Origin of the sequence: Paenibacillus sp. FSL R7-0297, assembly GCF_038009025.1 — a bacterium.
GTDB lineage: Bacteria > Bacillota > Bacilli > Paenibacillales > Paenibacillaceae > Paenibacillus_AQ.
On sequence record NZ_JBBPAQ010000001.1, the window covers coordinates 7,226,673 to 7,252,351 of the forward strand.

The 25,679-nt window shown below is 49.2% G+C and carries 25 protein-coding genes; 7 read left to right on the plus strand and 18 right to left on the minus strand.

What is annotated here, in order from left to right; all coding sequences use genetic code 11:
• Positions 1–69: 69 nt before the first annotated feature.
• Genes MKZ24_RS31240 through cysT form a run of 4 tightly spaced genes read right to left on the minus strand, consistent with a single transcriptional unit; the run spans position 70 to position 3,864 of the window.
• Positions 70–1,134: a sulfate ABC transporter substrate-binding protein gene (locus tag MKZ24_RS31240; RefSeq protein WP_340789684.1), complete on the minus strand. Its 1,065-nt coding sequence runs from the start codon at positions 1,132–1,134 to the stop codon at positions 70–72.
• Positions 1,135–1,187: 53 nt separating this feature from the next.
• Positions 1,188–2,252, minus strand: coding sequence for a sulfate/molybdate ABC transporter ATP-binding protein (locus tag MKZ24_RS31245; RefSeq protein WP_042233272.1), 1,065 nt, complete (start codon positions 2,250–2,252; stop codon positions 1,188–1,190).
• Between the two features lie 2 nt (positions 2,253–2,254).
• A complete protein-coding gene (locus MKZ24_RS31250) occupies positions 2,255–3,052 on the minus strand; it encodes a sulfate ABC transporter permease subunit (RefSeq protein ID WP_340789686.1) in 798 nt (265 codons plus the stop codon).
• Entirely contained in the window at positions 3,049–3,864 is an 816-nt protein-coding gene (gene cysT, locus MKZ24_RS31255; RefSeq protein WP_340789688.1) for a sulfate ABC transporter permease subunit CysT, read from the minus strand. The genes MKZ24_RS31250 and cysT overlap by 4 nt, the downstream gene beginning before the upstream one ends.
• A gap of 195 nt (positions 3,865–4,059) precedes the next feature.
• Between cysT and MKZ24_RS31260 the strand changes: the two genes are divergently transcribed.
• Positions 4,060–4,461: a secondary thiamine-phosphate synthase enzyme YjbQ gene (locus MKZ24_RS31260; protein WP_042233266.1), complete on the plus strand. Its 402-nt coding sequence runs from the start codon at positions 4,060–4,062 to the stop codon at positions 4,459–4,461.
• A 148-nt stretch (positions 4,462–4,609) separates the two neighbouring features.
• On the opposite strand, the gene MKZ24_RS31265 is transcribed toward MKZ24_RS31260, so the two are convergent.
• The 3 genes from MKZ24_RS31265 to MKZ24_RS31275 form a co-directional block, all read right to left on the minus strand.
• A complete protein-coding gene (locus MKZ24_RS31265; protein WP_039296452.1) occupies positions 4,610–5,191 on the minus strand; it encodes a TetR/AcrR family transcriptional regulator in 582 nt (193 codons plus the stop codon).
• Between the two features lie 4 nt (positions 5,192–5,195).
• The gene (locus MKZ24_RS31270; protein WP_340789691.1) at positions 5,196–5,828 is read right to left on the minus strand and encodes a YigZ family protein; all 633 of its coding nucleotides are present in this window, start codon (positions 5,826–5,828) and stop codon (positions 5,196–5,198) included.
• Positions 5,829–5,956: 128 nt separating this feature from the next.
• Complete coding sequence (locus MKZ24_RS31275) at positions 5,957–7,312, minus strand: glucose-6-phosphate isomerase (protein ID WP_340789693.1); 1,356 nt, start codon at positions 7,310–7,312, stop codon at positions 5,957–5,959.
• Positions 7,313–7,574: 262 nt separating this feature from the next.
• On the opposite strand from MKZ24_RS31275, the gene MKZ24_RS31280 reads away from it, so the two are divergent.
• The 5 genes from MKZ24_RS31280 (at position 7,575) to MKZ24_RS31300 (ending at position 12,157) form a co-directional block, all read left to right on the plus strand.
• Positions 7,575–8,477 (plus strand): NAD(P)-dependent oxidoreductase, encoded by a 903-nt coding sequence (locus MKZ24_RS31280; RefSeq protein WP_340789695.1) that lies wholly within the window; start codon positions 7,575–7,577, stop codon positions 8,475–8,477.
• 171 nt (positions 8,478–8,648) lie between these two features.
• Positions 8,649–9,122 (plus strand): GNAT family N-acetyltransferase, encoded by a 474-nt coding sequence (locus tag MKZ24_RS31285; protein ID WP_340789696.1) that lies wholly within the window; start codon positions 8,649–8,651, stop codon positions 9,120–9,122.
• Between the two features lie 534 nt (positions 9,123–9,656).
• Positions 9,657–10,472 (plus strand): ABC transporter ATP-binding protein, encoded by an 816-nt coding sequence (locus MKZ24_RS31290; RefSeq protein ID WP_231637790.1) that lies wholly within the window; start codon positions 9,657–9,659, stop codon positions 10,470–10,472.
• A 53-nt stretch (positions 10,473–10,525) separates the two neighbouring features.
• Positions 10,526–11,356, plus strand: a complete 831-nt coding sequence (locus MKZ24_RS31295) for an ABC transporter permease (protein ID WP_340789699.1) — start codon at positions 10,526–10,528, stop codon at positions 11,354–11,356.
• Between the two features lie 9 nt (positions 11,357–11,365).
• A complete protein-coding gene (locus MKZ24_RS31300) occupies positions 11,366–12,157 on the plus strand; it encodes an ABC transporter permease (protein WP_042233251.1) in 792 nt (263 codons plus the stop codon).
• Positions 12,158–12,248: 91 nt separating this feature from the next.
• On the opposite strand, the gene ppnP is transcribed toward MKZ24_RS31300, so the two are convergent.
• Together ppnP and tkt are read right to left on the minus strand one after the other, a co-directional pair.
• The gene (gene ppnP, locus MKZ24_RS31305; protein WP_340789701.1) at positions 12,249–12,566 is read right to left on the minus strand and encodes a pyrimidine/purine nucleoside phosphorylase; all 318 of its coding nucleotides are present in this window, start codon (positions 12,564–12,566) and stop codon (positions 12,249–12,251) included.
• A 35-nt stretch (positions 12,567–12,601) separates the two neighbouring features.
• Entirely contained in the window at positions 12,602–14,653 is a 2,052-nt protein-coding gene (gene tkt / locus MKZ24_RS31310; RefSeq protein ID WP_340789703.1) for a transketolase, read from the minus strand.
• Positions 14,654–14,971: 318 nt separating this feature from the next.
• Here tkt and MKZ24_RS31315 point away from each other — a divergent pair, with 318 nt between their 5' ends.
• Complete coding sequence (locus tag MKZ24_RS31315) at positions 14,972–15,616, plus strand: hypothetical protein (RefSeq protein ID WP_340789704.1); 645 nt, start codon at positions 14,972–14,974, stop codon at positions 15,614–15,616.
• Between the two features lie 81 nt (positions 15,617–15,697).
• Here the strand turns inward: MKZ24_RS31315 and MKZ24_RS31320 are convergent, their stop codons facing one another.
• From MKZ24_RS31320 to MKZ24_RS31360, 9 genes are all read right to left on the minus strand, one after another.
• Positions 15,698–18,967 carry a hypothetical protein gene (locus tag MKZ24_RS31320; RefSeq protein ID WP_340789706.1) on the minus strand — a complete coding sequence of 1,090 codons (3,270 nt, stop codon included), beginning with the start codon at positions 18,965–18,967 and terminating at the stop codon, positions 15,698–15,700.
• 489 nt (positions 18,968–19,456) lie between these two features.
• Positions 19,457–21,718, minus strand: coding sequence for a hypothetical protein (locus MKZ24_RS31325; protein WP_340789708.1), 2,262 nt, complete (start codon positions 21,716–21,718; stop codon positions 19,457–19,459).
• A 9-nt stretch (positions 21,719–21,727) separates the two neighbouring features.
• On the minus strand, positions 21,728–22,357 hold the full coding sequence (locus MKZ24_RS31330) for a hypothetical protein (protein ID WP_340789709.1): 630 nt from the start codon (positions 22,355–22,357) through the stop codon (positions 21,728–21,730).
• 57 nt (positions 22,358–22,414) lie between these two features.
• On the minus strand, positions 22,415–22,912 hold the full coding sequence (locus tag MKZ24_RS31335) for a hypothetical protein (protein WP_042233240.1): 498 nt from the start codon (positions 22,910–22,912) through the stop codon (positions 22,415–22,417).
• A gap of 20 nt (positions 22,913–22,932) precedes the next feature.
• On the minus strand, positions 22,933–23,313 hold the full coding sequence (locus tag MKZ24_RS31340) for a hypothetical protein (RefSeq protein ID WP_039296416.1): 381 nt from the start codon (positions 23,311–23,313) through the stop codon (positions 22,933–22,935).
• 15 nt (positions 23,314–23,328) lie between these two features.
• Positions 23,329–23,472 (minus strand): hypothetical protein, encoded by a 144-nt coding sequence (locus tag MKZ24_RS31345; protein WP_156118554.1) that lies wholly within the window; start codon positions 23,470–23,472, stop codon positions 23,329–23,331.
• Positions 23,473–23,477: 5 nt separating this feature from the next.
• Positions 23,478–23,687 (minus strand): hypothetical protein, encoded by a 210-nt coding sequence (locus tag MKZ24_RS31350; protein ID WP_042233239.1) that lies wholly within the window; start codon positions 23,685–23,687, stop codon positions 23,478–23,480.
• Positions 23,688–23,748: 61 nt separating this feature from the next.
• Complete coding sequence (locus MKZ24_RS31355; RefSeq protein ID WP_042233237.1) at positions 23,749–24,618, minus strand: hypothetical protein; 870 nt, start codon at positions 24,616–24,618, stop codon at positions 23,749–23,751.
• Between the two features lie 11 nt (positions 24,619–24,629).
• Complete coding sequence (locus MKZ24_RS31360) at positions 24,630–25,679, minus strand: hypothetical protein (protein WP_340789717.1); 1,050 nt, start codon at positions 25,677–25,679, stop codon at positions 24,630–24,632.

Sequence of the window (25,679 nt, forward strand, 5' to 3'; positions counted from 1 at the left end):
CCGATCTCCTTCAGTCTCCATCAGTATCCATCCTTGTCTGACCTTCTATTACCATCCCTTTTTCTCCGCCTAAATCCCCGCCAGCACCTGATACCAGATCCCGCGTTTAGAATACAAGGTTGTACGGACTTCATTCCAGCCGCCAAGATAGTTAATGTCGAACAGTCCCGCAGGAACCGGATACTGGCTCTCATGCTCCGCATAGACCTGCTCGTTCACCGGACGGAAGCCGAATTTGGCGAAGACCTCCTGTGCCTCCGGTGTGGTCAGATAATCCACCAGTGCCTCTGACGCCTCTCGGGTGCCATGCTCATCCGCATATTTGTCCACCACTGCAGCGGGGTTCTCGATCAGGATTGTATTCTGCGGGATGATCACCTCATACTTTACCCCTTGGGCTATCCGCGCCAGCAGCTCATTCTCATAAGTGACGATTACATCGCCTACCCCGTATTCGAAGGCCGCCATCGAAGCACGTCCGCTTTTATCCAGAGATTCTACGTTGGCGTGTATGCTCTCGAGAAAAGCTTTCGCGGCAACAGGGTCTTTCGCTCCCTCCTGCTCCTCAGACAGCTTCAGACCCGCCCCATAGATCGCATTGATGTCCCACTGCGCACCGCCGGAGGTCTTCGGATTCGGATAGAGCACCTTCACGCCCGGCTTCGCCAGATCGGCAAAATCATGAATGCCCTTAGGGTTGCCTTCCCGTGTACCCAGGGCCACAACCGAACGTGTGACCATTCCGGCCTCGCCGCGTCCCTTCCAGCTCTTCTCCACTAGGCCCGCTTTGACCAGCTTCTCAACATCGCCTTCCATCGCCAGCAGAGTGACATCCGCCTCGAATCCGCCGGCAATCGCCCGCGCCTGGGTTCCGGAAGCCTCATAGGACTCCTGGAATACAATTTTTTGGCCGGTCTTGGCCTGCCATTCCTCCGCGAACAAGGGCAGAATTTCACCCATCGCATCCTTCGCTACGCTGTACGCACCGACCACCAGGGTCAAGTCCCCCTGCTGCGCAGCAGCAGTTGAACCTTCCTGCTCATTTCCGCAGCCGGCGGCGGTCAGTGTGAGCACCGCCAGCATTAAGGCAGCCAGCCAGCCGTGCAGTTGTCTGCTCCTTCTGAAAAGCCTCATACCGGCGACACATCCCACATCTTATATTTTTAATTACATACGGGTTATATTTATTAAATAAATACAGGCATCGGGTCTTCCTTCAGCCCGTTCTCCTGAATCCAGCTCCGCTCATCATTAAACAGGTAGGCGCGGTGCACAAGCACAGAAATTTGCTGACCGGGAATCAGCGTCTCCTTCTCCAGTGACCGGTACGTTACCAGCTTATGTCCGTTCACCTCAACCTCCACCAGCCACTCGCTGCCGCGGAAATGCAGATGCTTCACAATGCCCTGCTCGGTGGCCGAAGCCATTTTGAATTCATGCAGATGGCCCACCTCGATATACTCGGGACGGATCAGCGCCTTGGTCAATTTTCCGCCGCCTGCCCCTTTGAAGCCCTTCAGCTCGGAAGCACTTTCGATCAGCGTCGATTCCCCGATAAAGGTCGCCACGAACGGTGTCTTCGGCTCCTTGTAGATATCCCACGGCGTACCCTTTTGCTCCAGGCGGCCCTGGTTGATGATCATAATCTCATCCGCCACCTCAATCGCTTCATCCTGGTCATGGGTAACGAAGATCGAGGTTATACCGACACGTTCAATCAGCTCCCGCAGCCAGGAACGCAGCTCTTGGCGGATCTTGGCATCAATCGCCGCGAACGGCTCATCCAGCAGCAGCAGCTGCGGCTCAGGCGCGAGCGCCCGGGCAAAAGCCACACGCTGGCGCTGACCGCCGGACAGCTGATGCGGATACCGCTTCTCGAAGCCCTTCAGCCCGGTAAGCTCCACCAGCTCGGCCACGCGGTCACGGATGGTATCTTTCGAAGTTTTTTTGACCTTCAGCCCGAAAGCAATATTCTCAAACACCGTCATGTGCTTGAACAGTGCATAGTTCTGGAACACGAAGCCGATCTCACGCTCCTGGGGCGGCAGGTTATTCACAGTTTTGCCGTGGAAAATAATCTCCCCGCTGTCCGGTGTCTCAAGGCCGGCCAGCATGCGCAGGATGGAGGTTTTGCCGCCTCCGCTCGGGCCGAGCAGTCCGATCAGATGACCTTTGGTAATCCCGAAATTGACGTCCTTCACGGCATGGAAATCTCCAAAATGCTTATTCAGTCCCCGGACCTCTACATGCATAACTAGTGCACACCCTTTCTTCTCTTGCTCCATTCCATCAACAGCAGCAGACCTGCGGAGAATGCGGCCAGCACCAGCGCTATACCGCCTGCAGCCGTAACATTGAAATTCTCGACATCCTGATAGACGAGCGTGGTCGCAGTCTGCGTTTTGTTCATAATGTTGCCGGACACAACGAGCACCGCACCGAATTCACCAAGCGAACGGGCCACCGTCAGAATCACCCCATAGATCACTGCCCAACGGATCGAAGGCCAGGTAACTTTCCAGAAGGTCGTCCAGCCATACGCACCAAGCGTCGAAGCCGCTTCCTCCTGCTGGGAGCCAATCTCCTGCAGCACCGGCATCACCTCACGCACCATCAGGGGGAAGGTCACGAACAATGTGGCAATCACCATTCCGGGAAAAGCATACACGATCTTCACTCCGATTTGTTCAAACAGCACTCCCAGCGCACTGTCCGGACCCAGCAGCAGAACTATCATCAGACCGCCGATCACCGGCGATACCGCATATGGCAGGTCAACGATGCTGTTCAGCAGGCTTTTCAGGCGCCGTCCCAGCCAATTTGCACGTACCAGATACAAGGCCATCATGATGCCAAACAGCGTATTCAACAGCGTCACTACGACCACCACGAACCCCGTCATCATCAGCGCGTGCAGTGCCTCCGGGCGGGTCAGGGCATTCCAGAAGCCGCCCCAGCCTTCGCTGAAGGCACCGATTGTCATTTTACCCAGTGGCGCGGCAATCAGCAGGAAGAATACGAGATACGTCAGTATAATCCAGAGTCTTCTCATGATCTTCTCCCCCGCATCTGCAGCAGACTAATCAGCCAGAGAATCAGAAAGGACAAGGTCAGGAGAATGATCGAGACCGCTGCGGCCCCCACCGGATTATCACTCTCAACTTCGCCGAAAATAAATACCGAAGACACCAGCGTCCGACCAGGAATATTGCCCGCCACCAGCACAACTGCTCCGAATTCAGCGAGTGCCCGGGAGAAGGCCAGCATCCCGCCGCCAATCATACCCGGTGTCATCGACGGCAGAATGACCTGCAGGAACACCCGGCTAGGCTTAGCCCCCATCGTATACGCCGCCTCTTCTTCAGAAGCGTCCAGCTCCTCCAGCAGCGGCTGCACCGCCCGGATCACGAAGGGAAAAGTGACGAAGACCATGGCAATCACAATCGCCGGCTGGTGAAAAACAATCTCGAACCCCAGTGACTCCGCCAAACCGCCGATCAGGCTTCCCGGACCCAACAGCAGCAGAATCATTAGGCCTCCTACGGCAGTAGGCAGAGCAAACGGGAGATCAACGAGACTGTTCAGCAGCGCTTTACCGGGAAATTTATAGCGTATAAGTACCCAGGCAATCATCGTCCCCAGCAGCACGTTAATGAGTGTGGCGATCACCGCCAGCTTAAGCGTTAATATGACCGACTTCCAGGCAATCGGATCCATAATACTCTCGACAAAACTGCCAATACCGAGCGAGAATGAATTGTAATAGACACCGAGTATTGGCAGCACGATCAGCACTACAAAATAAAGTAAAATAGTTGTACGGAATCCCCAGGTCCAGCCTTTGTGTCTAATTAACGAATTCAATGGTTAAGCCTCCCACCTCCGGCTATCCGGTCGGTATACTCGTCTTTAAAGCTGTAATTATTCCTATTAATATACTTGGTTTAAAGTTATCACTACTTTACCAAACACCGGTTGCTGCCGTCAATTACTTTCGTAGCTTTTGGGTTAAAGTATATATATCAATCATTTTGCCTATGTAAGAGAGGGGAGTTTATTATGCTTCATACTATGGAGATCAGTACCAGCAAACGGGATGAGTTACGGGATATCACCCGCGAGGTCCAGTCTTATGTGAAGAAAAGCGCAGTGCGAAGCGGAATTATTGTAGTGTATTGTCCGCACACCACCGCGGGGATTGCGATTAACGAGAACGCCGACCCGGATGTGAAACATGATGTGCTGATGCGTCTGGATGAAGTCTATCCGTGGGAACATCCGAAATACCGCCACGCCGAGGGTAATACCGCTTCCCATCTGAAGTCAATCACAGCAGGCCCTTCCCAAACCATTATCATTCACGACGGAGCATTGCTGCTGGGCCGCTGGCAGGGGATCTATTTCTGTGAGTTCGATGGTCCAAGACACCGGCAATGTTATCTGAAAATCATCGGGGGTTAGTCCAGTCTTATGATGCTTATAGAAAAGCAGCTTCGCCGGTTCCTGCGGAGCTGCTCACTATATTATTTATAGCTTCTATAACACTTTCGCCAATCAATGTTATACCAATGCAACGCTCTAAAGTACGGATTGTTAAAAAAAACAGTTATTATAAACTGCGGCTTAGTACTTTGACATGCGTAAGTGCGGCTTGCTTCACATCTTCGAACAGCACCTTATCTTGAATATAATAGGAGATAAATCCGTGAGCAGACAAGAACAGCGTCAGCGGTACACTTTGCCAGTCTTCCGAGACATATCCCTCTTCCTTCATATGACGGCGGACAATACCTGCAAACAACTCGAAACATCGGCCCTGTTCTGCTCTACAATAGGCAAGCAGCTCTTCATCGCGGATCATGAACATGATCTCATACTGGTACGGATGATCCAGCCCGAAACGGATGAACTCCATGATCAGCTGTTCAACACGGGTCATTCCCTCTTCAGGGGGCATGCTCATTGCCTGATTCAGCAGTGTAGCCACATGATTGAAATCCTCGACTACGATTGCGTAGAATAATTCAGCTTTCTCTTTGAAGTGATAATAGAGAGAACCGTGACTATAACCCAGATGCTGGCCGATGCTGCGCATCGAAATGGCCCGGTACCCTTTGGTTATAAAAAGATGCCTCGCCGCCTCCAGTATCCTCTCCCTCGACAATTCCTGCTCCACTGCTCTTCTTGCCATAAATTTATTCCCCTTCGCTGTAGTAAAGCCGCCGCCCTTCCGTAACCTGGGCTTGCGCCCCGGTAAGATCGGTTATCCATGCGATAAATGCGTCACCTTCATCATTGCGCGGAAGACATAGCAGCGTAACTTTATCCGTAAATAAAGTTTCACCAGTCTGGATGCCTCTGCCCCGCAGCGCGTTCTCCACCTTGCCCAGCCAGGTGTATTCGATTTTCACGAACACCTCCCGCCTCAGCACACGGGTGATCACCTCTCCGGCTTCAAGTGCCAGCACTGCACCGTCTGTATAGGCCCGAATCAGTCCGCCTGCTCCCAGCATAATGCCTCCGAAATAACGGGTAACTACAATAGCGACATTTTTAACCTTTTGGCTGCGGATTACTTCCAAAATCGGCTTCCCGGCCGTTCCACTCGGTTCACCGTCATCCGACTGTCTTTGGATCTCATCCCTCTCACCAATCATATAAGCAGAACAGTTATGTGTAGCGTTCCAGTGCTGCTTCTTGATGTCATCAATGAATTGCATCGCTTCTTCTTCGCTCTCCACCGGCATTACATGTCCGATGAAACGTGATTTACGGATTACGACTTCCCGTGAACCGGAAGCACGTACCGTCCTGTATTGTTCCAGCATTTGTTGTCCATTCCTTAATCTACATATGATAACTTGATATATATTAGGAGCAGCCCAGGTAATGGTTACCTATGGACTGCTCCCTGATGACTTACCTTAGTATGAATGATCCGTATTTATGTTGTGAACTACTCAGTTAGTCTGGCTTCCAGCTCTGCCTTTTCTTTCTCATAGCCCGGTTTACCCAGCAATGCGAACATATTCTTCTTGTAAGCCTCAACGCCCGGCTGATCGAACGGATTCACACCCAGCAGGTATCCGCTGATGCCGCAGGCTTTCTCGAAGAAGTAGACCAGATAGCCGAAAGTATAAGGAGTCTGGTCAGGAATAGTGACGATCAGGTTCGGCACTTGGCCGTCTGTGTGCGCCAGCATGGTTCCCTGGAAGGCCTTCTTATTCACGAAGTCCATTGTCTTGCCTGTCAGGAAGTTCAGTCCGTCCAGATCATCCGGATCAGACTCGATCGATACATGGTGCTGTACCTGTTCTACCTGGATAACCGTTTCAAAGATATTGCGGTTACCCTCCTGAATGAATTGACCCATGGAGTGCAGGTCTGTAGAGAAGTCAACGGAGGAAGGATAGATTCCTTTGTAATCCTTGCCTTCGCTTTCGCCGTAGAGCTGCTTCCACCATTCAGATACAAAGTGCAGGGACGGCTCGTAGTTCACGAGGATTTCTGTGGTCTTGCCTTTGCGGTAAAGTGCGTTACGCACTGCCGCATATTGATAGCTCTGGTTCGTAGCTACATCCGGATTGTTGAACTCATCCGCTGCAGCTGCGGCCCCTTGCATCATTTCTTCAATGTTGATTCCGGCTACAGCGATTGGCAGAAGGCCAACTGGTGTCAGTACGGAATAACGTCCGCCAACATCATTAGGAATAATGAACGACTCGTAGCCTTCTTCATTAGCCAGCTTCTTGAGTGCGCCCTTCTCCTTGTCTGTAGTTGCGTAGATACGTTTGCGTGCTTCTTCCTTGCCGTATTTCTTCTCTAGTGCTGCACGGAAGATACGGAAGGCAATTGCCGGTTCAGTAGTCGTACCGGATTTGGAAATTACGTTCACGGAGAAGTCTTTGCCTTCTACCAGATCAAGCAAATGCGTGATGTAGGTGGAGCTGATGTTGTTGCCGGCAAAATAAACTTCCGGAGTCTTGCGCTTATCCTTGGACAGGTTATTGTAGAACGAATGAGAAAGCGCCTCAATAGCTGCGCGTGCTCCCAGGTAAGAACCGCCGATACCGATAACGATCAGTACATCGGAATCACTTTGAATTTTCTTGGCAGCCTGCTGAATACGGGCGAATTCATCTTTGTCGTACGCTGTAGGGAGATCAATCCAGCCCAGGTAATCGGAGCCTGCTCCGCTCTTGTTATGCAGCTGTTCGTGGGCCAGTTTCACCGGAGCGGCGAAATAGTCAATCTCAGTCTGGCTGAAGAAGGAAAGGGCTTTGGTGTAGTCAAAATTAATCTTCTTGGACATCGGTAATGGTAGCCTCCTGTTTATCTCTTTAGATTTGACACCGTTTGTTGCAACATTATTATCTAGGATACTTTAATTTGCCTTGACTGGCAAGGTCTTAAGGCATATCCCCGGCTTTGGAACCATGTTTATGAAAGTTTCATGGAAGCGTTTGCTATCCGGAACCGGAAACCTGTCTGTGGAACATGCCAGGACCATCTGATAGAATGTAGACAAACTTAGTTTCTATATTATGATCTCAAAGAGCAAAGGTGGAAATGAAATGAAACAGATCGGCTTTATCGGACTCGGAACGATGGGAGCGCCTATGGCGTCTAACCTGCTGCGCAGCGGCTTTGAGGTTACGGTGTACAACCGCACAGCAGAGAAATGCAGACCTCTGGAGCAGGAAGGCGCGAAGGTTGCCGCAACTCCGCAGGCTGCGGCTGAAGGCAAGAATGTTATTATCACCATGATCAGTAATGATGATTCGATCCGGGAAGTATTCTACGGTGATAACGGTATTCTGGCTACCCTTCAACCGGGAACCACCGTTGTGGATTCCAGCACCATCTCGCCCGGGCTTGCGAAGGAAATTGCCGCAGCCGTGGAAGAACGGGGCGGCAGCTTCCTCGATGCTCCGGTAACTGGCAGCAAACCTGCGGCTATCGAAGGCACACTGGTCTTCATGGTTGGCGGCAGCGCCGCTGTGATTGAAGAGCACCATGATATCTTCGACTCCATGGGCAGACTGCTGCTGCATATGGGTGCTAACGGCAGCGGTGCCGTAGCCAAGCTCGCTCACAATGCCATGGTCGGCATTCATAATGTCGCACTCGCCGAAGGCTTCTCCATTGCCGTGAAATCAGGTGTTCCCGCAGATAAGTTCCTCGAGCTGGTGAAGAACGGATCGGCAGGTAGCAAGCAGGCTGAGCTGAAGGGACAGAAGATTATTGATAATGATTTCAGCAACCAGTTCTCCCTTGCCCTGATGCTCAAGGATCTCAAGCTGGCATCCTCGCTCAGCGATTCCACCGGCGTACCTTCCCCTATGCTTGGTGTCGCCAAAAGTATGTTCCAGGCGGGCTTCAATCACGGCTACGGGGATGAGGACCTGTCTGCTGTGGTGAAATCTTACGAAGACTGGATCGGCCAGAAGATCGGCGGCGCAACCGGCAAGGAATAACAGACTTCCCACTTCAGGCGCAGCCGGATCACAGGCTGCGTCTTTTCTTGTGCAGCATTATGCATAGAACTCTAATTAGGATACTGTAACCAATATAACGGCAGAATTCTCTACAACTGCATAGAATAAAGCCCGGCGGTACAATTACACATCCCTTAGGAGGAATATGAAATGATATGCATTGAATTAGCCCAACCGCAAGATTCTTCAGCATTGGCTGATGTACAGAAAAGAACATTCGATGAAGATGCACGGCGTTATCAGAACAAAGAAGAAGACGGGCCTCCCGGCTACGATTCCGTGAGCTGGCAGGCAGAGCAGATGAACAAGAGCCATTATTATAAATTCCTGAAAGGCAGCCAGATTATCGGCGGAATGATTATCATCCCGGTAAGTGAAGAGGAGTGCCATTTGGGCCGGATCTTCATCGATCCGCTGTATCAGAATCAGGGCCTCGGGCATGAGGCATTTCATTTCCTGTATGCAAGCTATCCTGCGGCGAAGAAATGGACACTGGATACACCTTCCTGGGCAGTCCGGAATCATTACTTCTATCAGAAGCACGGATTCGTCCGGACTGGAGAAATTCAGGACATTGAGAACAATGAGAGCATCTGGGAATATGAGCGGATTACCGCGGAATGAGCCCTTAACTGGCGCGGTTTACTCTGGTCAGCCATTCTCGGGTCATCATCCCGAACAGCTCCTCCTGCTCCAGCTGCAGATGTTCGTCAGGTATCAACACTTCGATCATTTTCTTCACTGCCTGGAGCAGCCCTCTCCGGCCTCCTCATAGTTAAAGCTTATGTATACATTCACAAACATACGTTCTTATATTAAGATAGCAAATTCCCGATTATATGGCAAGCATTAACAACTGGTTTCATCAAATCTTTCAGTTCTTATAAGAAAACGCAAAAATACCGGTGATTCTCATCACCGGTACGTTAAAGGTTGTATTTGAGATACATATACAAAAAAACATCTAATTTCCTTGCGTTAACTATAAAATTAATGTAGCACAGAAATGTCAACATAACAAGCATTTTTGTGGAAAACGAAGGAAATAAATGAATCCCCCCCTCGGACTGGAAGCAAAGGATCAAGGAGGTACTTTGCGCTGATGTCTTCCTATTCCCCTGTAATGATATGATCTTCTCCACGAAGGAGGCGACTAGGATGCAAATCAGACTCAGAGATATCCGCAAAAGCTTTAAAGTCTATAAACGGCCCGAAGGAAAATGGGGGCTGCTGAAAGGAGCCTTTATGAGGAATGTGACAAAGGTAGAGGCACTCGGCGGAATCGGTTTTGACATTGCTGAAGGCGAGCTGGTGGGTTACATCGGCCCAAACGGTGCAGGTAAATCCACCTCCGTCAAGGTGATGAGCGGTATCCTGACGCCGGACAGCGGAGAATGCACCATTTTAGGCAAAGTTCCCTGGAAGCACCGCGTAGATCATGTATCCAAGATCGGCGTTGTCTTCGGCCAGCGCTCTCAGCTTTGGTGGGATGTACCTGTGGCTGATTCCTTTGATGTGCTGAAGGATATTTATGCGATTCCCCCCGGAGACTACAGGCTGAGACTTTCGGAGTTAACAGCAACTCTTGGTGTGGAAACACTATTAAGGATACCGGTGAGACAACTATCGCTGGGGCAGCGGATGCGTTGTGAACTGGTGGCGGCGCTACTGCACCGGCCGAGAATTCTGTTTCTGGATGAGCCAACCATAGGACTCGATGCGGTATCGAAGCTCGCACTGCGCAATTTTTTAAAGGCAGAGAACCGCCAGCACGGGGTTACGATGCTGCTGACCACTCACGACATGGATGACATTGAGGCCTTATGCGAGCGGGTCATGGTGATCGGGCACGGCCAACTGCTCTATGACGGAAAACTCGCCGGTCTACAAGAGAAATATGCGCCTGAGGTCGTTATGAAGGTCAACACAGATGCGATGATTGCTGCCATGTACAATGATTTGGCTTTGACTTAAGCCCGTTTGGCGGGATACCCGTGTCTCTAAGCTCATCAATCAGGAGGTGCAAGATGAATTTCAGAAATACATGCCGGGCCTGTGGCTCCCTCTTCCGGATCAGAATGGCCGAGGGGCTCCAATACCGCATATCAGCACTATCAGGCATGATGGTCGGCGTGTTCTGGGCGCTTATGGAATGTGTGCTGTTCACCGTGTTCTATACATACAGCGAGAACGGCTCTTGGAACAATAACGGGCTGAGTCTTCCGCAAACGATATCTTATGTGTGGCTGGCCCAGGGGCTGTTTGTGCTGCAGAGTATGAGCATCGACAGTGAGATTTTGGGCAAAATCAACAACGGCGACGTCGGGATCGAGTTATGCCGGCCAATGAACCTGTATACCCACTGGTTTGTCAAAAGCTCTGCCGGCAAGCTCGGCACCTCTTGGATTCGGGGCCTGTCCACCGTGTTTGTGGGTCTTCTGATGCCTGCAGGATATGCACTGGGTGGGCCAGCCTCAATAACTGCACTGTTCTGTTTTCTTCTCTCGGTAGTCATGGCGTTTGTGCTTTGCTCGGCCTTTGCCATGCTTGTGACCGCTATCCGTTTAAACATCACTTGGGGGGACGGGCCGACCTATATGCTTTTACTAGTGAGCAGTATCTTGTCCGGCACCTATCTCCCCCTGCGGCTCTGGCCTGAATTCATGCAGACCTTCCTGTACCTTCAGCCGTTTGGAGGGTTCGCAGATATCCCGTTGCAGTTGTATGTAGGAACCATGGCTCCGTCCGCTGCGCTGCCCGGCATAGGGCTTCAGCTCTTCTGGAGCATGCTCTTCATTGCGGCGGGCCGGATCATAATGAAACGTAGACTGAACAGCATTATCGTCCAGGGAGGGTGAGACAAACGAATGATTGCTGAAGGTAAAATCTATTTCAAATATTTACGGATGCATCTGCTGTCCGGCATGGAATATAAGGGCTGGTGGCTAATGCTGATTCAGGTACTAACCGTTGTGGTCTCTGATCCCATTGCCACCGTCCTGCTGTTCTCCCGCTTTGGCAATATCGGTGAATGGACCGTTGCCCATATCATCCTCGTGTACTCACTGGCTGTAGCTTCCTTCGGACTCGCCGAGAGCCTCTGCCGCGGCTTTGATTATTTCCCGTGGCATCTGCTGCGCTCCGGAGATTTCGACCGGCTGCTGCTCCGTCCACGTTCTCTGTTCGTCCAGGTTGCCGCCTCCAGATTCCATCTGCACCGGCTAGTCCGGCCTGTCACCGGAATCTGTGCGGCAGGTTGGGCGCTCGGGGAGCTGGGCGTCTCCCTGACGCCGGGCAGGCTCGGAATTCTGGCGCTGGCGCTGACAGGAGGCTGCTTGATGTACTGCGGAGTATTCGTTCTGACCTCAGGGCTTGCTTTCTTCACTATTAAAGGTCTCGACTGGATTTATCTGCTGACCAATGCAAGCTACCAGATTACTCGCTGCCCGGAGCCATACATGCCACGGGCACTGAAATCGGTGTTTAGCTTTGTGTTGCCGATGCTGTTCATCAGCTTCTATCCGGCAGCTACAGTATGCGGCTGGGACTATCCTAAGTGGCTCGGCTTCCTCTCGCTTCCCGCCGGAGCTGCCTTCCTCGGACTCTCTCTGCTGATCTGGCGCATAGGTGTGAGGCATTACAAAAGCACGGGGAGCTGATTCCCGTTTATTTCATCTACTATTGATTCGTGGAACAAACAAAAATATCCCGGCAGCTTAGGCTGCCGGGATATTTCATTCTGATAATTAATTACACAATCGGGTAAGAACAGCAATAATCAGTTAATGCGAAGACTTCCAGCGCAAACTTGGAGTTGCCGGGAACATGGAACGTTTCTGCTCCGTCGATGTCCTTCCACACGTCAGTACCGGGAAGCAGTACTTTAAGGTTGCCGGAGAGGATTTCCATCGTCTCTGGACCTTCTGTGCCGAATTCGTATACTCCAGGCAGCATAATACCGAGTGTCACCTTAGTACCGTCCTCTAAAGTAACTGTACGGCTGGTAACTTTTCCGTCGTAATAGATGTTCGCTGCTTTTTTAATTGTCGCGCCCGTAAACTGACTCATATGCTTATTCTCCCCTTTGTCGTTAGGTCAATCTATTATAGCAGGGCTTTCACGCGGCTGACTACATTTTCCACGGTGAAGCCATACTCTCTGATTACTGTGTCGCCAGGGGCGGAAGCGCCGAAGGTAGTGATCCCCAGAATGTCGCCTTGATCGCCTGTATAACGTTCCCAGCCGAAGGTTTGCGCCATTTCAATCGCCAGACGGGCCTTTACTTCAGGCAGAATTACGGAATCACGGTAAGCCTTGTCCTGTTTCTCAAACAGATCCCAGCTCGGCAAGCTGATTACACGGACATCAATGCCTTCTTCGGCAAGAGCAGCCTGAGCCTTAACAGCCAGCTGTACTTCAGAGCCTGTAGCAATAATCTGTGCCTGCGGGGTACCGTTCTTGGAATCAGAAACTACATAGCCGCCGCGTTTGATGTTATCGCGTACGCCTTCAACAGTTCCTGGCAGGATCGGCAGGTTCTGACGGGTCAGTACCAGTGCTACCGGATTGGACGTGTTCTCCATAGCATAAGCCCAAGCTGCCGAAGTTTCGTTGCCGTCAGCCGGACGAAGCACAGTAAGGCCTGGAATAATGCGCAGGGACGCGAGCTGTTCAATCGGCTCATGGGTAGGACCGTCTTCACCGACAGCGATACTGTCATGTGTAAGCACGTAGGTTACCGGCAGCTTCATGATGGAAGCCAGGCGGACAGCCGGACGCAGGTAATCTGTGAATACGAAGAACGTACCGCCGAATACTTTGAGCCCGCTGTGCAGCGCAATCCCGTTCATGGCCGCAGCCATACCGAATTCGCGGACGCCGAAGTAGATATTACGGCCGTCATACGATTCAGAAGTGAACTGGGACAGACCGTTCAAGTGAGTCATTGTCGAACTCTCAAGGTCAGCGGAACCCCCAACCAGCTGCGGGATACCGGCAGTCAGACCGTTCAGTGCACTACCGGAAGCTACACGCGTGGACACTGCTTTGTCTTCTGCTTTGTAGAATGGAAGATTGGCATCCCAGCCTGCTGGAAGCTCACCACTAAGTGCAGTTTCGAGCTGTGCAGCAAGCTCAGGGTAAGCTTGTTTGTAAGCTGCAAATTTCTCATCCCATGCTTTGTTAGCCGCGATTCCTTTAGCCTTCACTTCAGCAAAGCTGGCGCGCACTTCGTCCGGAACAAAGAAATCTTCTTCATATACCCATTTGTAGAAGTCCTTCGTAAGCTTCGCCTCATCGGCACCCAGCGGGGAGCCGTGAGTACCGCCGTGGCCGCCTTTACCTTGTTTATTCGGGCTGCCGTAGCCGATAACGGTCTTCACTTCGATCAGCGTCGGTTTGCTGCTGTCTGCTTGAGCTTCAGCAAGAGCCTTACCGAGTGCAGGAAGATCGTTGCCGTCTTCTACGCGCAGAACCTGCCAGCCGTAAGCTTCGAAACGTTTAGCCACATTCTCGGAGAACGCAAGGTTCAGCTTGCCATCGAGGGAAATATCATTGGAATCATACATTACAATCAGTTTGCCCAGCTTCAAATGGCCGGCAAGCGAAGCGGACTCGGAAGAGATCCCTTCCATCAAGTCGCCATCGCCACAGATCGCATACGTATAATGGTCGATTACATTATGTTCGTCTTTATTGTAAGTAGCACCCAGCTGCGCTTCAGCCATCGCCATACCTACAGCCATACCGATACCTTGTCCAAGCGGACCGGTTGTCGCGTCTACACCTGCAGTGTGGCCGAACTCCGGATGTCCCGGTGTCAAGCTGCCCCATTGACGGAACTGCTTCAATTCTTCCATCGGCAGATCATAACCGCTCAGGTGGAGCAAGCTGTAGAGCAGCATGGATCCATGACCGGCGGACAATACAAACCGGTCACGGTTTACCCAAGTCGGGTGATCCGGGTTATGATTCATCGTCTTGGCGAACAACTGGTATCCCATGGGTGCAGAACCCATTGGCATGCCTGGATGACCGGAATTTGCTTTTTCAATCGCATCAATAGCAAGGGTACGGATCGTAGTGATGGCCAGGTTGTCCACCGTCGAGTTTTCTTCTTTATGAATGGCTTGATCTTTTTTTGCTTGTTCAGTCATTAAAATAATCCTCCTCAAATCAAGAATGTCATTTTGACTATTATTGTATCACGTAAGTGGAAGCATTTCCAATTGTTTTTGCTACAGCTTATAGTTAGCGGCTTCTGCCGGGTCTATGCACTCTACCGCCAGCTTTACAGAGTTTCAGGAGGGTTTGGGAGGATGCAAGCCGCGAATGGAGGGACTTAGCCTTAAGTCTAGTTTCTATCTAAGACTAAAGTTTGTTTTACAAAGCTGATTTATACAGTAAGATGGAAGTACCTCAGCAATACTTTTTACCGGATTATCCATTACTTCCAGCAGAAAGGGATTTCGAAGATGACTGCAAATAGAGATATCTATGTTGTGCTTACCGGAACGGGTACGGCCTTCAGCGGAATTATTAAATGGTTCACCAAAGCAGAGCTGAATCATGCTTCGATCGCCTTTGACAGTGAACTGCGCGAGGTCTACAGCTTCGGGAGAAAAAGAGTGCACAATCCATTTATCGCCGGACTGATCCATGAGAACTTTATCCATCCGTTCTACAGCAGTGCAGACTGTGCCATCTACCAGCTTAGAGTCAGTGCCGAAGAGTATGACACCATGTACAATCATGTTCAAGGTATGATGCAGAATCAGGAGCGCTATAAATATCATCTGCTCGGCCTGGTGGGTGTGCTGCTGAATATCCGGATCGACAGGGAGGATGCTTTTTTCTGCTCACAATTTGTAGCCTCTGTATTTGAAGAAACGGCCGTGCATCCGGTGGCCAAGCCCTCCTGCTTCGTAACTCCGGAGGATTTCGCCTCGTCCCTGTGTGCCCACAAGATATTCAGCGGCAAACTTTCCTATTATATGCGCCGTAATAATGGTGTGGCTCTCTTCACATCCAGCTTACATACCGCCAGTTCACCCGTTCCGGGGGCGGTTGCCGCACGAATGCTCCGCTTAAACGAAGAACGGACTGAGGGGATCGTCTGAACGATCCCCCTCCGCCCGTAGGATGCTGCGTGATATAGACACGTAAGAACAAGATACCGGTAACGGAGTGACTACGTTCCGTTATTTTACGCGATGACTCTGATAATATTCTGACCAATCCCCCAGAATGGTTACCGTAACCGAATCGACTTTGGTCGTGAATTCATTAGTGGCGGTAAAAGTGAACGTAACCGGACCATCCGGCAACTCTTCAAACGACGGGTCTGCCAATTCGCCTATCCACTTGGTCCTGTCACTTCCGGTCGGACTCAGCTGCGCTGTATACCCTCCGCTCATTGTAACCTGAACGGTATCCGGCAATCCGGTTGCCGTGCCCTGCAGCACGAATTTCTCCCCCGCCCAATAAACAGTATACCCCCGCGGATTCTCCGCATTCCCGCTTTTATTCAAATTGTAAGCCTGACGGTTACTGTTCCACTCCTCTGTGTGCTGGACAGCCCCCTTAATGCTGAGCAGATTGACCATCATATATTTGCGCGGAGACACACTGCTCCAGCCGAACCCGTCATACCCCTCAACTTCCACAGCATATTTCTCATTCTCTGCAAGCGTGCCGGAAGGAACCTTCCACTGCTTAGCCCCGGATACCTGTTCACCAGACTGGGCCTTTACCGCACCACTTGCCAGATTAACAATGCGTACTTTGAAGCGCTGCTGCACATCGCCGTCTTCATCCTGATAATCCCACTGAATCACAGGGGTGAGTGTACTAACAATGGTCGGACTGGATGGGCTGGTGCTGGTTGGATAAATAATATTCACAGCCGGAATCCGGTTCACGACAGTGATATTCTGCGACAGCTCCCGGTATAACCCCAGAGTATCCGTAACGATTTGCCGCAGCGTAAAGGTTCCGTTTGATGTGAATTGCTTGGTGAAGCTCTCCTGTACGCTGGCCAGCCCTTCCTTCCCGCTTGAAGGCTTCAGAAAATATTGATGTTTAATACTGTCGCCCTTCGGGATATCCGCATCGGTTGCAGTGCTGGTAATCTGCAGTACATCCGTCCGGTAAATGGGCACCGCTGCTGCATTGCGGCCCGTATCCGTCATCAGGTTAAAACCGGCATGCGGCGGATTATCGATGATGAAGGCTTTTTCATTGGAGACTTCTGACCAGGAGCCTTTTGAATAAGCCCGGGCGTAGAGGCTGAAAATTGAGAACCGTTCAAAGGTGGGATTAGGCACCTGATACTGCCGCAATCCGCCGGTCGAATCTGTGTTCTCGACTGTTTTGGCCAACTGCCCGTCTGTCGCGAAGAACTCCAGTCGGTATTTCTCCTGCGGATCGTTCTCCGGATCACTGTAGTTCCACCTAATGAGAGGATCTCCCTGCACCTCTGCATCCAGAATAGTTGGATTTGTAACCGTACCCGCCGGATCCGTTAGCGTGATAGCTGGAGCCTGGTTTTCTATGACATCAACCTTCAGCTTAGCCACGTTTGACTTTGCACCGATTTGGTCCACTACCCAATGTTCTAAGGTATATGTCCCGGTGTCCGGGAAATCTATATTTATATTGGCTGTGCGGTACATTGTTGTGGTTCCATCGCTATCGGTTATTTTCCAGTAATACTGCAAACTACCGGTATCGGATGAATCTTCATCAACATCAATGCCATAGTAGGTTTTGTTGTCATATTGGTATATAACCGTTGGTCCATTAATCTCAGCCGTTGGAACATGATTCTTGACCGTAAACAAACGGGTAGCATTCGAGCTTAACGAACCATCTGAAGCCGTAAGCCTCATTTCCCATCCCTCAGAAATTGCTTGCTGCTGGGATATGCCATAGTTTGCAATTAAATCACGGATCGTCATCATCGGACTCCGGTTACCGCTGGCATAATAATAGCCGGAGTTATTGATTCGTGCGTTCCAGCCATAACTCAGTCCGTCCCCATCCTCGTCCGGATCGGGCGTCAAATTCTCAATTGAAAATAACGTATCCCGGTACACTTCAGATGGCATATTAAAGGCTGCTGCAGGCGGGTGGTTCATGACTTGTACGGTTTGACTGTAAGGTTCTGACCACAGCCCCCGATTATCATGGACCTGTAAGGTTAACTGGTAAGTCCCTACTCCGTAGGCCGCAATATTTGGAGGCGTAGCCGCCCCGCCCCAATGACTCCATACCTGCTTCCAGCCGTCCTTAACCACCGTCCAGCTATACACATCAAGTGGATCATTATCAGGGTCAAAAGACTTGTCGGTAACCGCCGTGGCTTTACGGTAAGAAACGATATTCGGCTCTACCGTAAAAAGCGCTACCGGTGGAAGATTACCACCGCCACCTACGGTCCGCACACACCAATCACTCCAGACCCCTGCTCCATTTTCTCCGTCCACATCACGCACACGTAGCCGGATATCATATTGCTCGTTTGTTGGCAGCTGTGCAGGCGGTTGCCCGTCCATCCACATTTCAGATTCGTTTTTTTTATATTGCCATTGCCAATCCATCAACCCCTTGTTATACGCCTTGATATGATCAAGATCGTAGGAGCTATCTGTGATTTGCAGCCATCCTCCCGTTAGCTTCGCACTAAACAGAGCAATTGGCTTCCGGTGTACATGAAACGTCATGGATGATAAATTATCGCGGCTCCATAGCCGGTATTCATCGAACCGATCATCACTTTTTGGATTATCCCGAGCCTGGAAGGTGGCCACATACACCCCGCTGTAGGGGAACGACTGGTACTTTGAATTTCGCCATAGACCACTGTCACCAATGATCCCCATTGAATTGTCAAAAAAGTTCGGGTCATGATCATACCGGTACCTGTCTTGAACCTTCGGGTCCCCTTCATAATCTGTGTAGGTTGTCGTAATGTCCACAGGTGTATTAATTAAGATAAATGACTTATTCCTTAACCTGTAGGATACATTTACATTTAGCGTCCTCTCGTCTTTGAAGTTGTAGGGATCAACGACTTTGACAATGATCGTATGCCGTCCAGGAGGTATTCCGTCTGCCAAAACGTCTATGGGTATGGAAAATGGTTTATTATATAATGCCTGCGGAATGGTTACTTTTTTGTAGAACACATTCAGGATCTCCGCACTGACCACCAAATCGTTATTGTCCACATCGCGTACGTATCCTTCGATGTTCATTCCGCTGAAGCCAGGCTCGTTGATTAGCTGCTGTTCACTCGGATTCGTTACGGTTAGACTTGGAGCTGAATTGATAATTAACGGCACATCGTAAATATAACGTTGGGCGGCATTCGCCCAACCATTCGTAGGACTGTTATACCAATGACTATCTCTTGCCCATACCACAATATCTAACTTGGTAGGAAGTTCCCGATCCCATGGTACACTCACCTGACTCGTAGGTGGTCCTGATAGACTCAATGTATTATATGTTTGAGTAGCCGGGAACTCATTTACTAACCATTCCCTATAATTAACTGTAGCGCTCTTTGTTGGCGAACTAAAACTTGTGGAAATGCTCGCAAATCTAGTTCTCCAGTAGTCAGAATACCAATCCTTATTTGACGATTTCATTATAATTGGTGCATCCAGAACAACATCATATTCAAATATAAGAGTTGTTAGGTCAAATCGGACATTTTTAAGCGTAAAACTTGGCATATCAAGAGTTACATCTCCGATTCCCCCCATATATGGTTCCCAATACCTAGTATCGCTAAATGCCTCGACATGTATATCAATATAGTTGATTACATTGGAATCACCCGCTGCCTCTACCCGCACCTTTCCCGGCAAAGCTTCAGGCCATGTTAGAAGCAGTAAAACAGCAGCCATGAATATTGAGAGTGCCTTGTTAAATTTCTGCATATTCTTTCCTTTCTACCATGACCAATCCACATCTGGCGCCTGATTTTTAACCTTAAAGATTCGCTCAATGGTATTTTGTGTAACGTCTGAGTTGTTCGATTGGCGATCATCCTGGGTAACAAATTCATCTATGGTTGGCTGCCCAAATTCTTCAAACACAGTGAGCCGTACCAGGTATTGTCCAACATCCCGCACTTTAAGATTAAGGTGATCTAAATTCTCGTTACTAAAGATGACCCAGCTCTCATCTGCAAAATTTCCGTTGTTATTCGAATCGTAGCGATATTCCCATAGCCTCCGGGCCACAATGTCTTTATCCGGAGAATAGGACATGTCATCGATAGAGATCGTCGCCTGATTGCCATCTGCAGGGTTACGGTACGCGGATCCAGGAAGTGTGAAGTAAGCAAAGGGCTTCTCATCCGGTACAATATCAAACGACACTTCGCTGCTCGCAGACAGCCCCAGGGTATTCTCGACATAGATTGTTGCTTTATATCTGCCTGGCTTTTTAAACAGTACATCTTTACTTGGCACGCCATTCAGCGACCCGCTGTATTTTATGTCTGCATTAGTCCCCCCAGAAACGGCAGTGATGGTGATTTTAGTTTTAGAATCTACCAACGGGTAATGTGTAGGGCTGCTGCTATAACTGCGAATAATGACCTTCCGGTTCTGTTTCAAGGTTCCTTCAGCATAAATGGACGCATTCGGAACCGGCTCAATGACCGTAATTTCAGTACTGGTGCTCCCGGACATTGAATCATCATCCAAAACCGTAAGTGCCAGCGACCGCTCGCCCAAATGCTCCTTATCGTACCAAAGGGTCCCCCGCGGCCGATCCGTCAATTCTCCTATAGCATTCGTCGTGTCCCAATAATAGCTCTTGATAAAGCCGTCCGGATCAAAAGAGCCTGCGCCGCTGGCTTCAAACTCTTGTCCTGCCTTAATCGTCTTTGGCGCTGAGATAAGGGCAATCGGCGGCTTCAGCTCTCGCGGAGGATTTGGAGGAGAAGTTGGTCCTGGAAAGTCCCCGCCTGGAGGAGTTGGAGTTGTATACACTCCGGCTTTAACGTTGTAGGACACCTTCAATGAAGTGATGGTTCCCGTTTTGGTTACAACGGGTTTCTTGAACCTCACGACTATACTTAATTCGTATTCCTGTGTGATACTAGGAGATTTCACTTTTGATTTTGGAATGGTAAAATCAATCTTTTTGGCGGCCGTAAGGGTTTTAGAATAATCCTTTAGCGTTTTCAGCGAACTCTCATTTCCTTTTTCTTTAGCATAAAACACCCATTCTTCGATGTTAGACGAATCTTTATATGCCAACAGCTCCCCTTTCAGGTTGATCTGTACGGGTACGTCCTTATCCTCAAATTTCACCGGGTTGGGTGAGGGTTTTTCAAGAATGGCTGCCCCTGTGAGGGTCGCTTCATCGGGGAGGCCGTAGTCGAAGGTGACAAGGCCTCCGTAGCTGTAGGTGGTTACGTTTGCGTTAGCTTCGTAATAATAAGTAACATCTGCAAAATATCTTCGACCTTCCGCTTTACCTGATAGTCCGTCATCCGGTTCTGGTTTCCATGGAGTACTGTTGGGGATATGATAGTTAATAATAACTCTTCCATTCTTAAATTTTGGCTCCCCTTCAGTATATGAAGAATGTGTTAATATTTTAGGTTTTATAGTTGATGAAATAATATCTTTCGAATCAATAACCTCTGTTTTAGAACCATTGTACCATTTGAGATACAGCTGATCTTGTAAAGGGCCAGCTGTTACTACTATAGATGGAGGATTTTGTGATGGGTAGCCATCGGTAGCCGCCTTATCTTTTGTCTTCATCCGATCATTGAACTCGTCGTATTCGTTAATTTGCCAGCGTCTTCCATCAGAGTATAACCATATTGAATTATAAATTTTGGTGGCGTACATTTCTCCAAAAGAAGCCTGATATCCTTGTACTTTTTCAAGTACTTTTTTATTTTCCGACCCTTTTAAAGTTATTTTGATTTTCCCATTCTCTATAGCAATATTTCCAATTGTCTGATTATTTCCAGTATATTTAAGTGTATTTTGTAAGATAGCAGAACTAGTAACACCACTGGGTAAGTCCATATAAAAACTTTTCGCACTGTTATCTGATCCTACTAAGCCTGTGGTAATAGGGACTGCGACGGAACCTGATTTGCCCCCCGCAGCCTGAGCATAATAATTCGGGAAACTTGCTGCCAGTAAAATAATTAGCAATATTAAAAAAGTGATTTTGCGCATATATTCCCCTTACAATTCTTTCACTACATATTTTTCGCTGAATTGACCATTAAAGAACAAACGAATAACGAAGTAGTCAAACGTCGTCCCATCGTACATATAAGCCTGGTAGGTTGTTAGTTGTTCACCTGGTTTTAAAACCAACCAATTAAGAGCCATTTTGTCATTAGTCTTCTTAATACGCGACCAATTTTGCACAGGTTGAAGAGTTGTGAATGTTTTAAATTTCAATCTCCAAAAATCATCGGTTGTATTATCCACTACCTTTTTACTATTATTTTTGACTGTAATTTTGGTCCAAACAAAGTATGTTGGTTTTGGAACCAATCCAGATTCTTCACCATATTTATATGTTTTTCTCAAATTGATTGCATCTTTAGAATTAAAATCATAAATCATAATCTTCTCCAGCGTATAACTAAGTCCGCCAGCCTCAACTGTTACCGGAAGCTCCACATCCTTCACTAATCCATACTTCGAAAGGTTATCCCTCATAATCGGAGCCGCCGTCGGCTTTGCAGCTGTTGCACTGACAGGCCCAACTTGACCTACAATTACACCGGCTAACAATGCTGTTGCCAGTAAGGCTTTTACAGCTGTTCTTCCCACCATTGTCTTGCTGAGCATCGTCTTTTTCATAATCGAACTCTCCCTTAATTGTAGTAGTTGGGTCAGGACCCGCCGAAGCTCATATGGCTAATGATTCAGCTTATATTCTTGAACCGCCGGCACGGTAATTGCTTCTTGTACTTTGTTTCTGGAGATCAGGACCGGATGCTCCGTTTGAATAACTGCGATGACCGAAGGTCCCTGTATGTATTTGGTGATGCCGTAAGCAGGGTCTTCATAGAGCATGGGAAACGTATTTCCCGTTGATTCATCCACAATATCGAACTTGACGATCCTCACTTGAGCCTGGAGTCGGCTCCCCGCTAAGGGGGATAAGCCGTCGTCCAGTCCCAGATTATTCTGCAGCGTGTGGCGGAAGGTAGCATAGGCTTCATCAGGGTCAATAACCAACCGTCCTTGTGCACGCGCTGCTTCGTTCAACTCCTGTGATGCATCGTGAACCGCCATATTGTTAGCATCCTTGAGCATACTGCGCATGATGTCCCACTCCTGATTCTGAATTTGAAAAAACCAGGAGTAGATAAAGATCAGCAGGACAAATGCCAGCTTAATAATATAATCCATAGGTTAGCTTCATCCCTTAATTAATCGAGATATTCACTCATGATCGAGCCGTGCCCATAATACCTTGTCGGCTGGGATACGCCGGAGAAATTGTAGGGAAACAGGTTTACCCTTGGTGCTGTTACATACACATCTATCCGCTGTTTGCGCTCAAGAATCATTTCCGTACTGCTAGTAATTTCAATAGAGCTCTCCGGAAAACCGACCGCCTTCAGGTTCGAGATGACCTCGCCTCTCATAGAGGCTGTAACCATTCCTTCGGTTGCGGCCTTTTGCGTGATATAGGATGTGTTGGCTTTGACCTGCAAATCCAGCAGATAATCAATATACGTAAAAATCGGCTGCAGGATAATGAACAGCACCAGCCACATAAACAATGCCCGGAGGACGGTTGCCTTCAAGCGCAGCGCCTCCTTTTAATACTGTTCAACTGCTTTGACATGGGTAATGATATCATCCTGGCTGCCGCCGATAATGCTTGTTGCCCCGGCGATAAAAATTCCCGCAATCACAAAGCCAATAGCCAGAAACAGTGCGACGGAAATCGAGTCCTTCTTCATCTCCGTTAAACCAGGAAATCAACTAACTTATGTCCTGCCGCATCCACACCCGAGCCTGACGGCTTAACCAGGCTAACCGCCGGAATGAGCGGTCTGTTATCATCTGCATCGTCGATTACGTCCCGTACGACAGGAATCAGTATTGCGATTACGATAGCCACACACAGAAATCCGATAGCGATAAATAAACCAGTAGAAATAGCGTCCTTTTTCATTGTTAATATCTCCCTTTTTATTTTATATTTTTAATTGCTGTTTGAATATACAAAAATTCACTCATTGAAACATCCCCACACCGCTAAAATTGCCCTTAATCAGCATAATGTACTGCATAGCCAGACATACAATCATCAGGAAGGTAGCGATAGACGGAATTACATTAATGATGGTCGATACATCGCCGATGAAGGACCACTTCTTCAAATATTGGTCGCTCGATATTTTGGTGATAATCTTGCCCTGCTCCCGTAAATAATTCGCTGCTTCATGATCATCATCCATGCCCTCCGTCGCCAGCAGAATCGAACGGATATCGTTGATAAAAGCGTGGTTCTCGGGAAATTTTCCGCAAAACCATTCAATCGCACGCTCGGTTCCCTCATCTACCGCCCTTTCCGAGAGCTCATATAGATCCTGACGGATATAATTGAAGTGGCTGGCTGTCCCTGCACAAAAAGCTCCAAACTCCACATACCCGCGCTTGCGCAGCCGGTTATTCTCATAGAGACGGATGAAGGAAATCAGCTCCCCGTCTTTTTGAATAAGTGTCTTCTGATGCAGCCAGATCAGCAGCCAGCCAAGCGGCAAAACCCGCTGCGGACTGGTAATCAGGAGAATAAGCGCAGCAATAAGCGGATCATAGATAGATAAAGGCTCTGAACGTACGAAGTCACCTGCCGTCTGCACCAGCAGATAAATCAGCGCCGCCGAGTACCGGAACAGTGTGATTTTGGCTGCTGATATGGGTAGACCGCTCTGATTCAGCAAGTGCTGCAGCCGTTCATTCTGCACCCGTTCCCCGAAGGCCTTCCACTTCACACCGAGACGGAGTACATAACGTTCCTGACGGCTGCTGCTGCTGACAAAAACCAATAGAGCGAGATACACAATACCTGTTACAGCTATTAAAAGTAGTAATCTATCCATTATTCATCACCTTAGTGGTAGTCCAGCTTGGGCCTGGCGAGGATGGTACTGATCATGAACGAGATGAACATTCCCGCAATGATGACCATCATAAATGTAAGGCCAACTGTAGTCTCAAATTGCAATTTGAAATAGACGTCTGGCTTCAGCATATACATAAATGTTCCAACCGAAGAAACGAGCACAACCAGATTTCCGTACAGCCCCAGGCTAATCGCATCCCTGCTGCTTGCTTTGACCGTCAGAATCGTCTCCCGTTGCTGCTCCATGGAGCGGTTAAGCATCATGAGCGAGCTTTTGAGATAACGTGTGCCTTCCTTCTCGCAATAGAGCAGATCCGATACGAATTCTACGGCAAAGGTCGTTCCGATCGCTCCGGCAAAACGCCCTGCTTCCTCATTCAGCTCCCGTTCATTGCTGTAATTGGCAAACGCCGCTCCAAGCAGCTTCAAGGGAGTCTTCAGCACATTATCCCCGGCCAGCAAATCACTGGTCCTCGACAGAATGGAATCCGCAGATAAATGAGTGAATTTGGTGGCGATTTTGATCACATCGAGCAGATCGTAGCTCCCCCGCACTTTCCTCTGAGCATAGGTATACCTCATCCGTAAGTATGGAATGCTTGCCGAGAGAATTGCCAGAAACAGCGGGAGCCGCCAAGCGTCCTGCACAGCTGTACCCTCATTTAACACAATCCCCTCCAGGAAAGGATTATTAAAGCTCATATGTCCCGGCAGCTCCCGCAGAGTCAGCAGACCCGATAGAAATATCCCCGTGAACAGCATGCCTGAACGAGTGACAAAACGCATAACACTGATTCCCGGCTCATACCGCTTATGGGCAAAATACAGCAAATCATCCAGATGGCGGTATAGCCACATTCTTTTATTAATCATGCTTACTTTTTTGCCGAACAGACTCATCCTCAGGTTCATCCGGAAATCCATCTTTTGTCCCCACTGCGATAAATGCCGCTCAATAAGCGGCTTCACCAATAGCCATAATCCGCCCGCGACCAGTAAATGAAAGACAAACTGGATGATATAGTACAGCAGCGCCAC

What these genes read in the sequence shown, in the direction of transcription:
- MKZ24_RS31240 (WP_340789684.1), bottom strand. Translation starts at nt 1,134, where the DNA reads ATGAGGCTTTTCAGAAGGAGCAGACAACTGCACGGCTGGCTGGCTGCC.
- MKZ24_RS31245 (WP_042233272.1), bottom strand. Translation starts at nt 2,252, where the DNA reads ATGCATGTAGAGGTCCGGGGACTGAATAAGCATTTTGGAGATTTCCAT.
- MKZ24_RS31250 (WP_340789686.1), bottom strand. Translation starts at nt 3,052, where the DNA reads ATGAGAAGACTCTGGATTATACTGACGTATCTCGTATTCTTCCTGCTG.
- MKZ24_RS31260 (WP_042233266.1), top strand. Translation starts at nt 4,060, where the DNA reads ATGCTTCATACTATGGAGATCAGTACCAGCAAACGGGATGAGTTACGG.
- MKZ24_RS31265 (WP_039296452.1), bottom strand. Translation starts at nt 5,191, where the DNA reads ATGGCAAGAAGAGCAGTGGAGCAGGAATTGTCGAGGGAGAGGATACTG.
- MKZ24_RS31270 (WP_340789691.1), bottom strand. Translation starts at nt 5,828, where the DNA reads ATGCTGGAACAATACAGGACGGTACGTGCTTCCGGTTCACGGGAAGTC.
- MKZ24_RS31275 (WP_340789693.1), bottom strand. Translation starts at nt 7,312, where the DNA reads ATGTCCAAGAAGATTAATTTTGACTACACCAAAGCCCTTTCCTTCTTC.
- MKZ24_RS31280 (WP_340789695.1), top strand. Translation starts at nt 7,575, where the DNA reads ATGAAACAGATCGGCTTTATCGGACTCGGAACGATGGGAGCGCCTATG.
- MKZ24_RS31285 (WP_340789696.1), top strand. Translation starts at nt 8,649, where the DNA reads ATGATATGCATTGAATTAGCCCAACCGCAAGATTCTTCAGCATTGGCT.
- MKZ24_RS31290 (WP_231637790.1), top strand. Translation starts at nt 9,657, where the DNA reads ATGCAAATCAGACTCAGAGATATCCGCAAAAGCTTTAAAGTCTATAAA.
- MKZ24_RS31295 (WP_340789699.1), top strand. Translation starts at nt 10,526, where the DNA reads ATGAATTTCAGAAATACATGCCGGGCCTGTGGCTCCCTCTTCCGGATC.
- MKZ24_RS31300 (WP_042233251.1), top strand. Translation starts at nt 11,366, where the DNA reads ATGATTGCTGAAGGTAAAATCTATTTCAAATATTTACGGATGCATCTG.
- ppnP (WP_340789701.1), bottom strand. Translation starts at nt 12,566, where the DNA reads ATGAGTCAGTTTACGGGCGCGACAATTAAAAAAGCAGCGAACATCTAT.
- tkt (WP_340789703.1), bottom strand. Translation starts at nt 14,653, where the DNA reads ATGACTGAACAAGCAAAAAAAGATCAAGCCATTCATAAAGAAGAAAAC.
- MKZ24_RS31315 (WP_340789704.1), top strand. Translation starts at nt 14,972, where the DNA reads ATGACTGCAAATAGAGATATCTATGTTGTGCTTACCGGAACGGGTACG.
- MKZ24_RS31325 (WP_340789708.1), bottom strand. Translation starts at nt 21,718, where the DNA reads ATGCGCAAAATCACTTTTTTAATATTGCTAATTATTTTACTGGCAGCA.
- MKZ24_RS31330 (WP_340789709.1), bottom strand. Translation starts at nt 22,357, where the DNA reads ATGAAAAAGACGATGCTCAGCAAGACAATGGTGGGAAGAACAGCTGTA.
- MKZ24_RS31335 (WP_042233240.1), bottom strand. Translation starts at nt 22,912, where the DNA reads ATGGATTATATTATTAAGCTGGCATTTGTCCTGCTGATCTTTATCTAC.
- MKZ24_RS31345 (WP_156118554.1), bottom strand. Translation starts at nt 23,472, where the DNA reads ATGAAGAAGGACTCGATTTCCGTCGCACTGTTTCTGGCTATTGGCTTT.
- MKZ24_RS31350 (WP_042233239.1), bottom strand. Translation starts at nt 23,687, where the DNA reads ATGAAAAAGGACGCTATTTCTACTGGTTTATTTATCGCTATCGGATTT.
- MKZ24_RS31355 (WP_042233237.1), bottom strand. Translation starts at nt 24,618, where the DNA reads ATGGATAGATTACTACTTTTAATAGCTGTAACAGGTATTGTGTATCTC.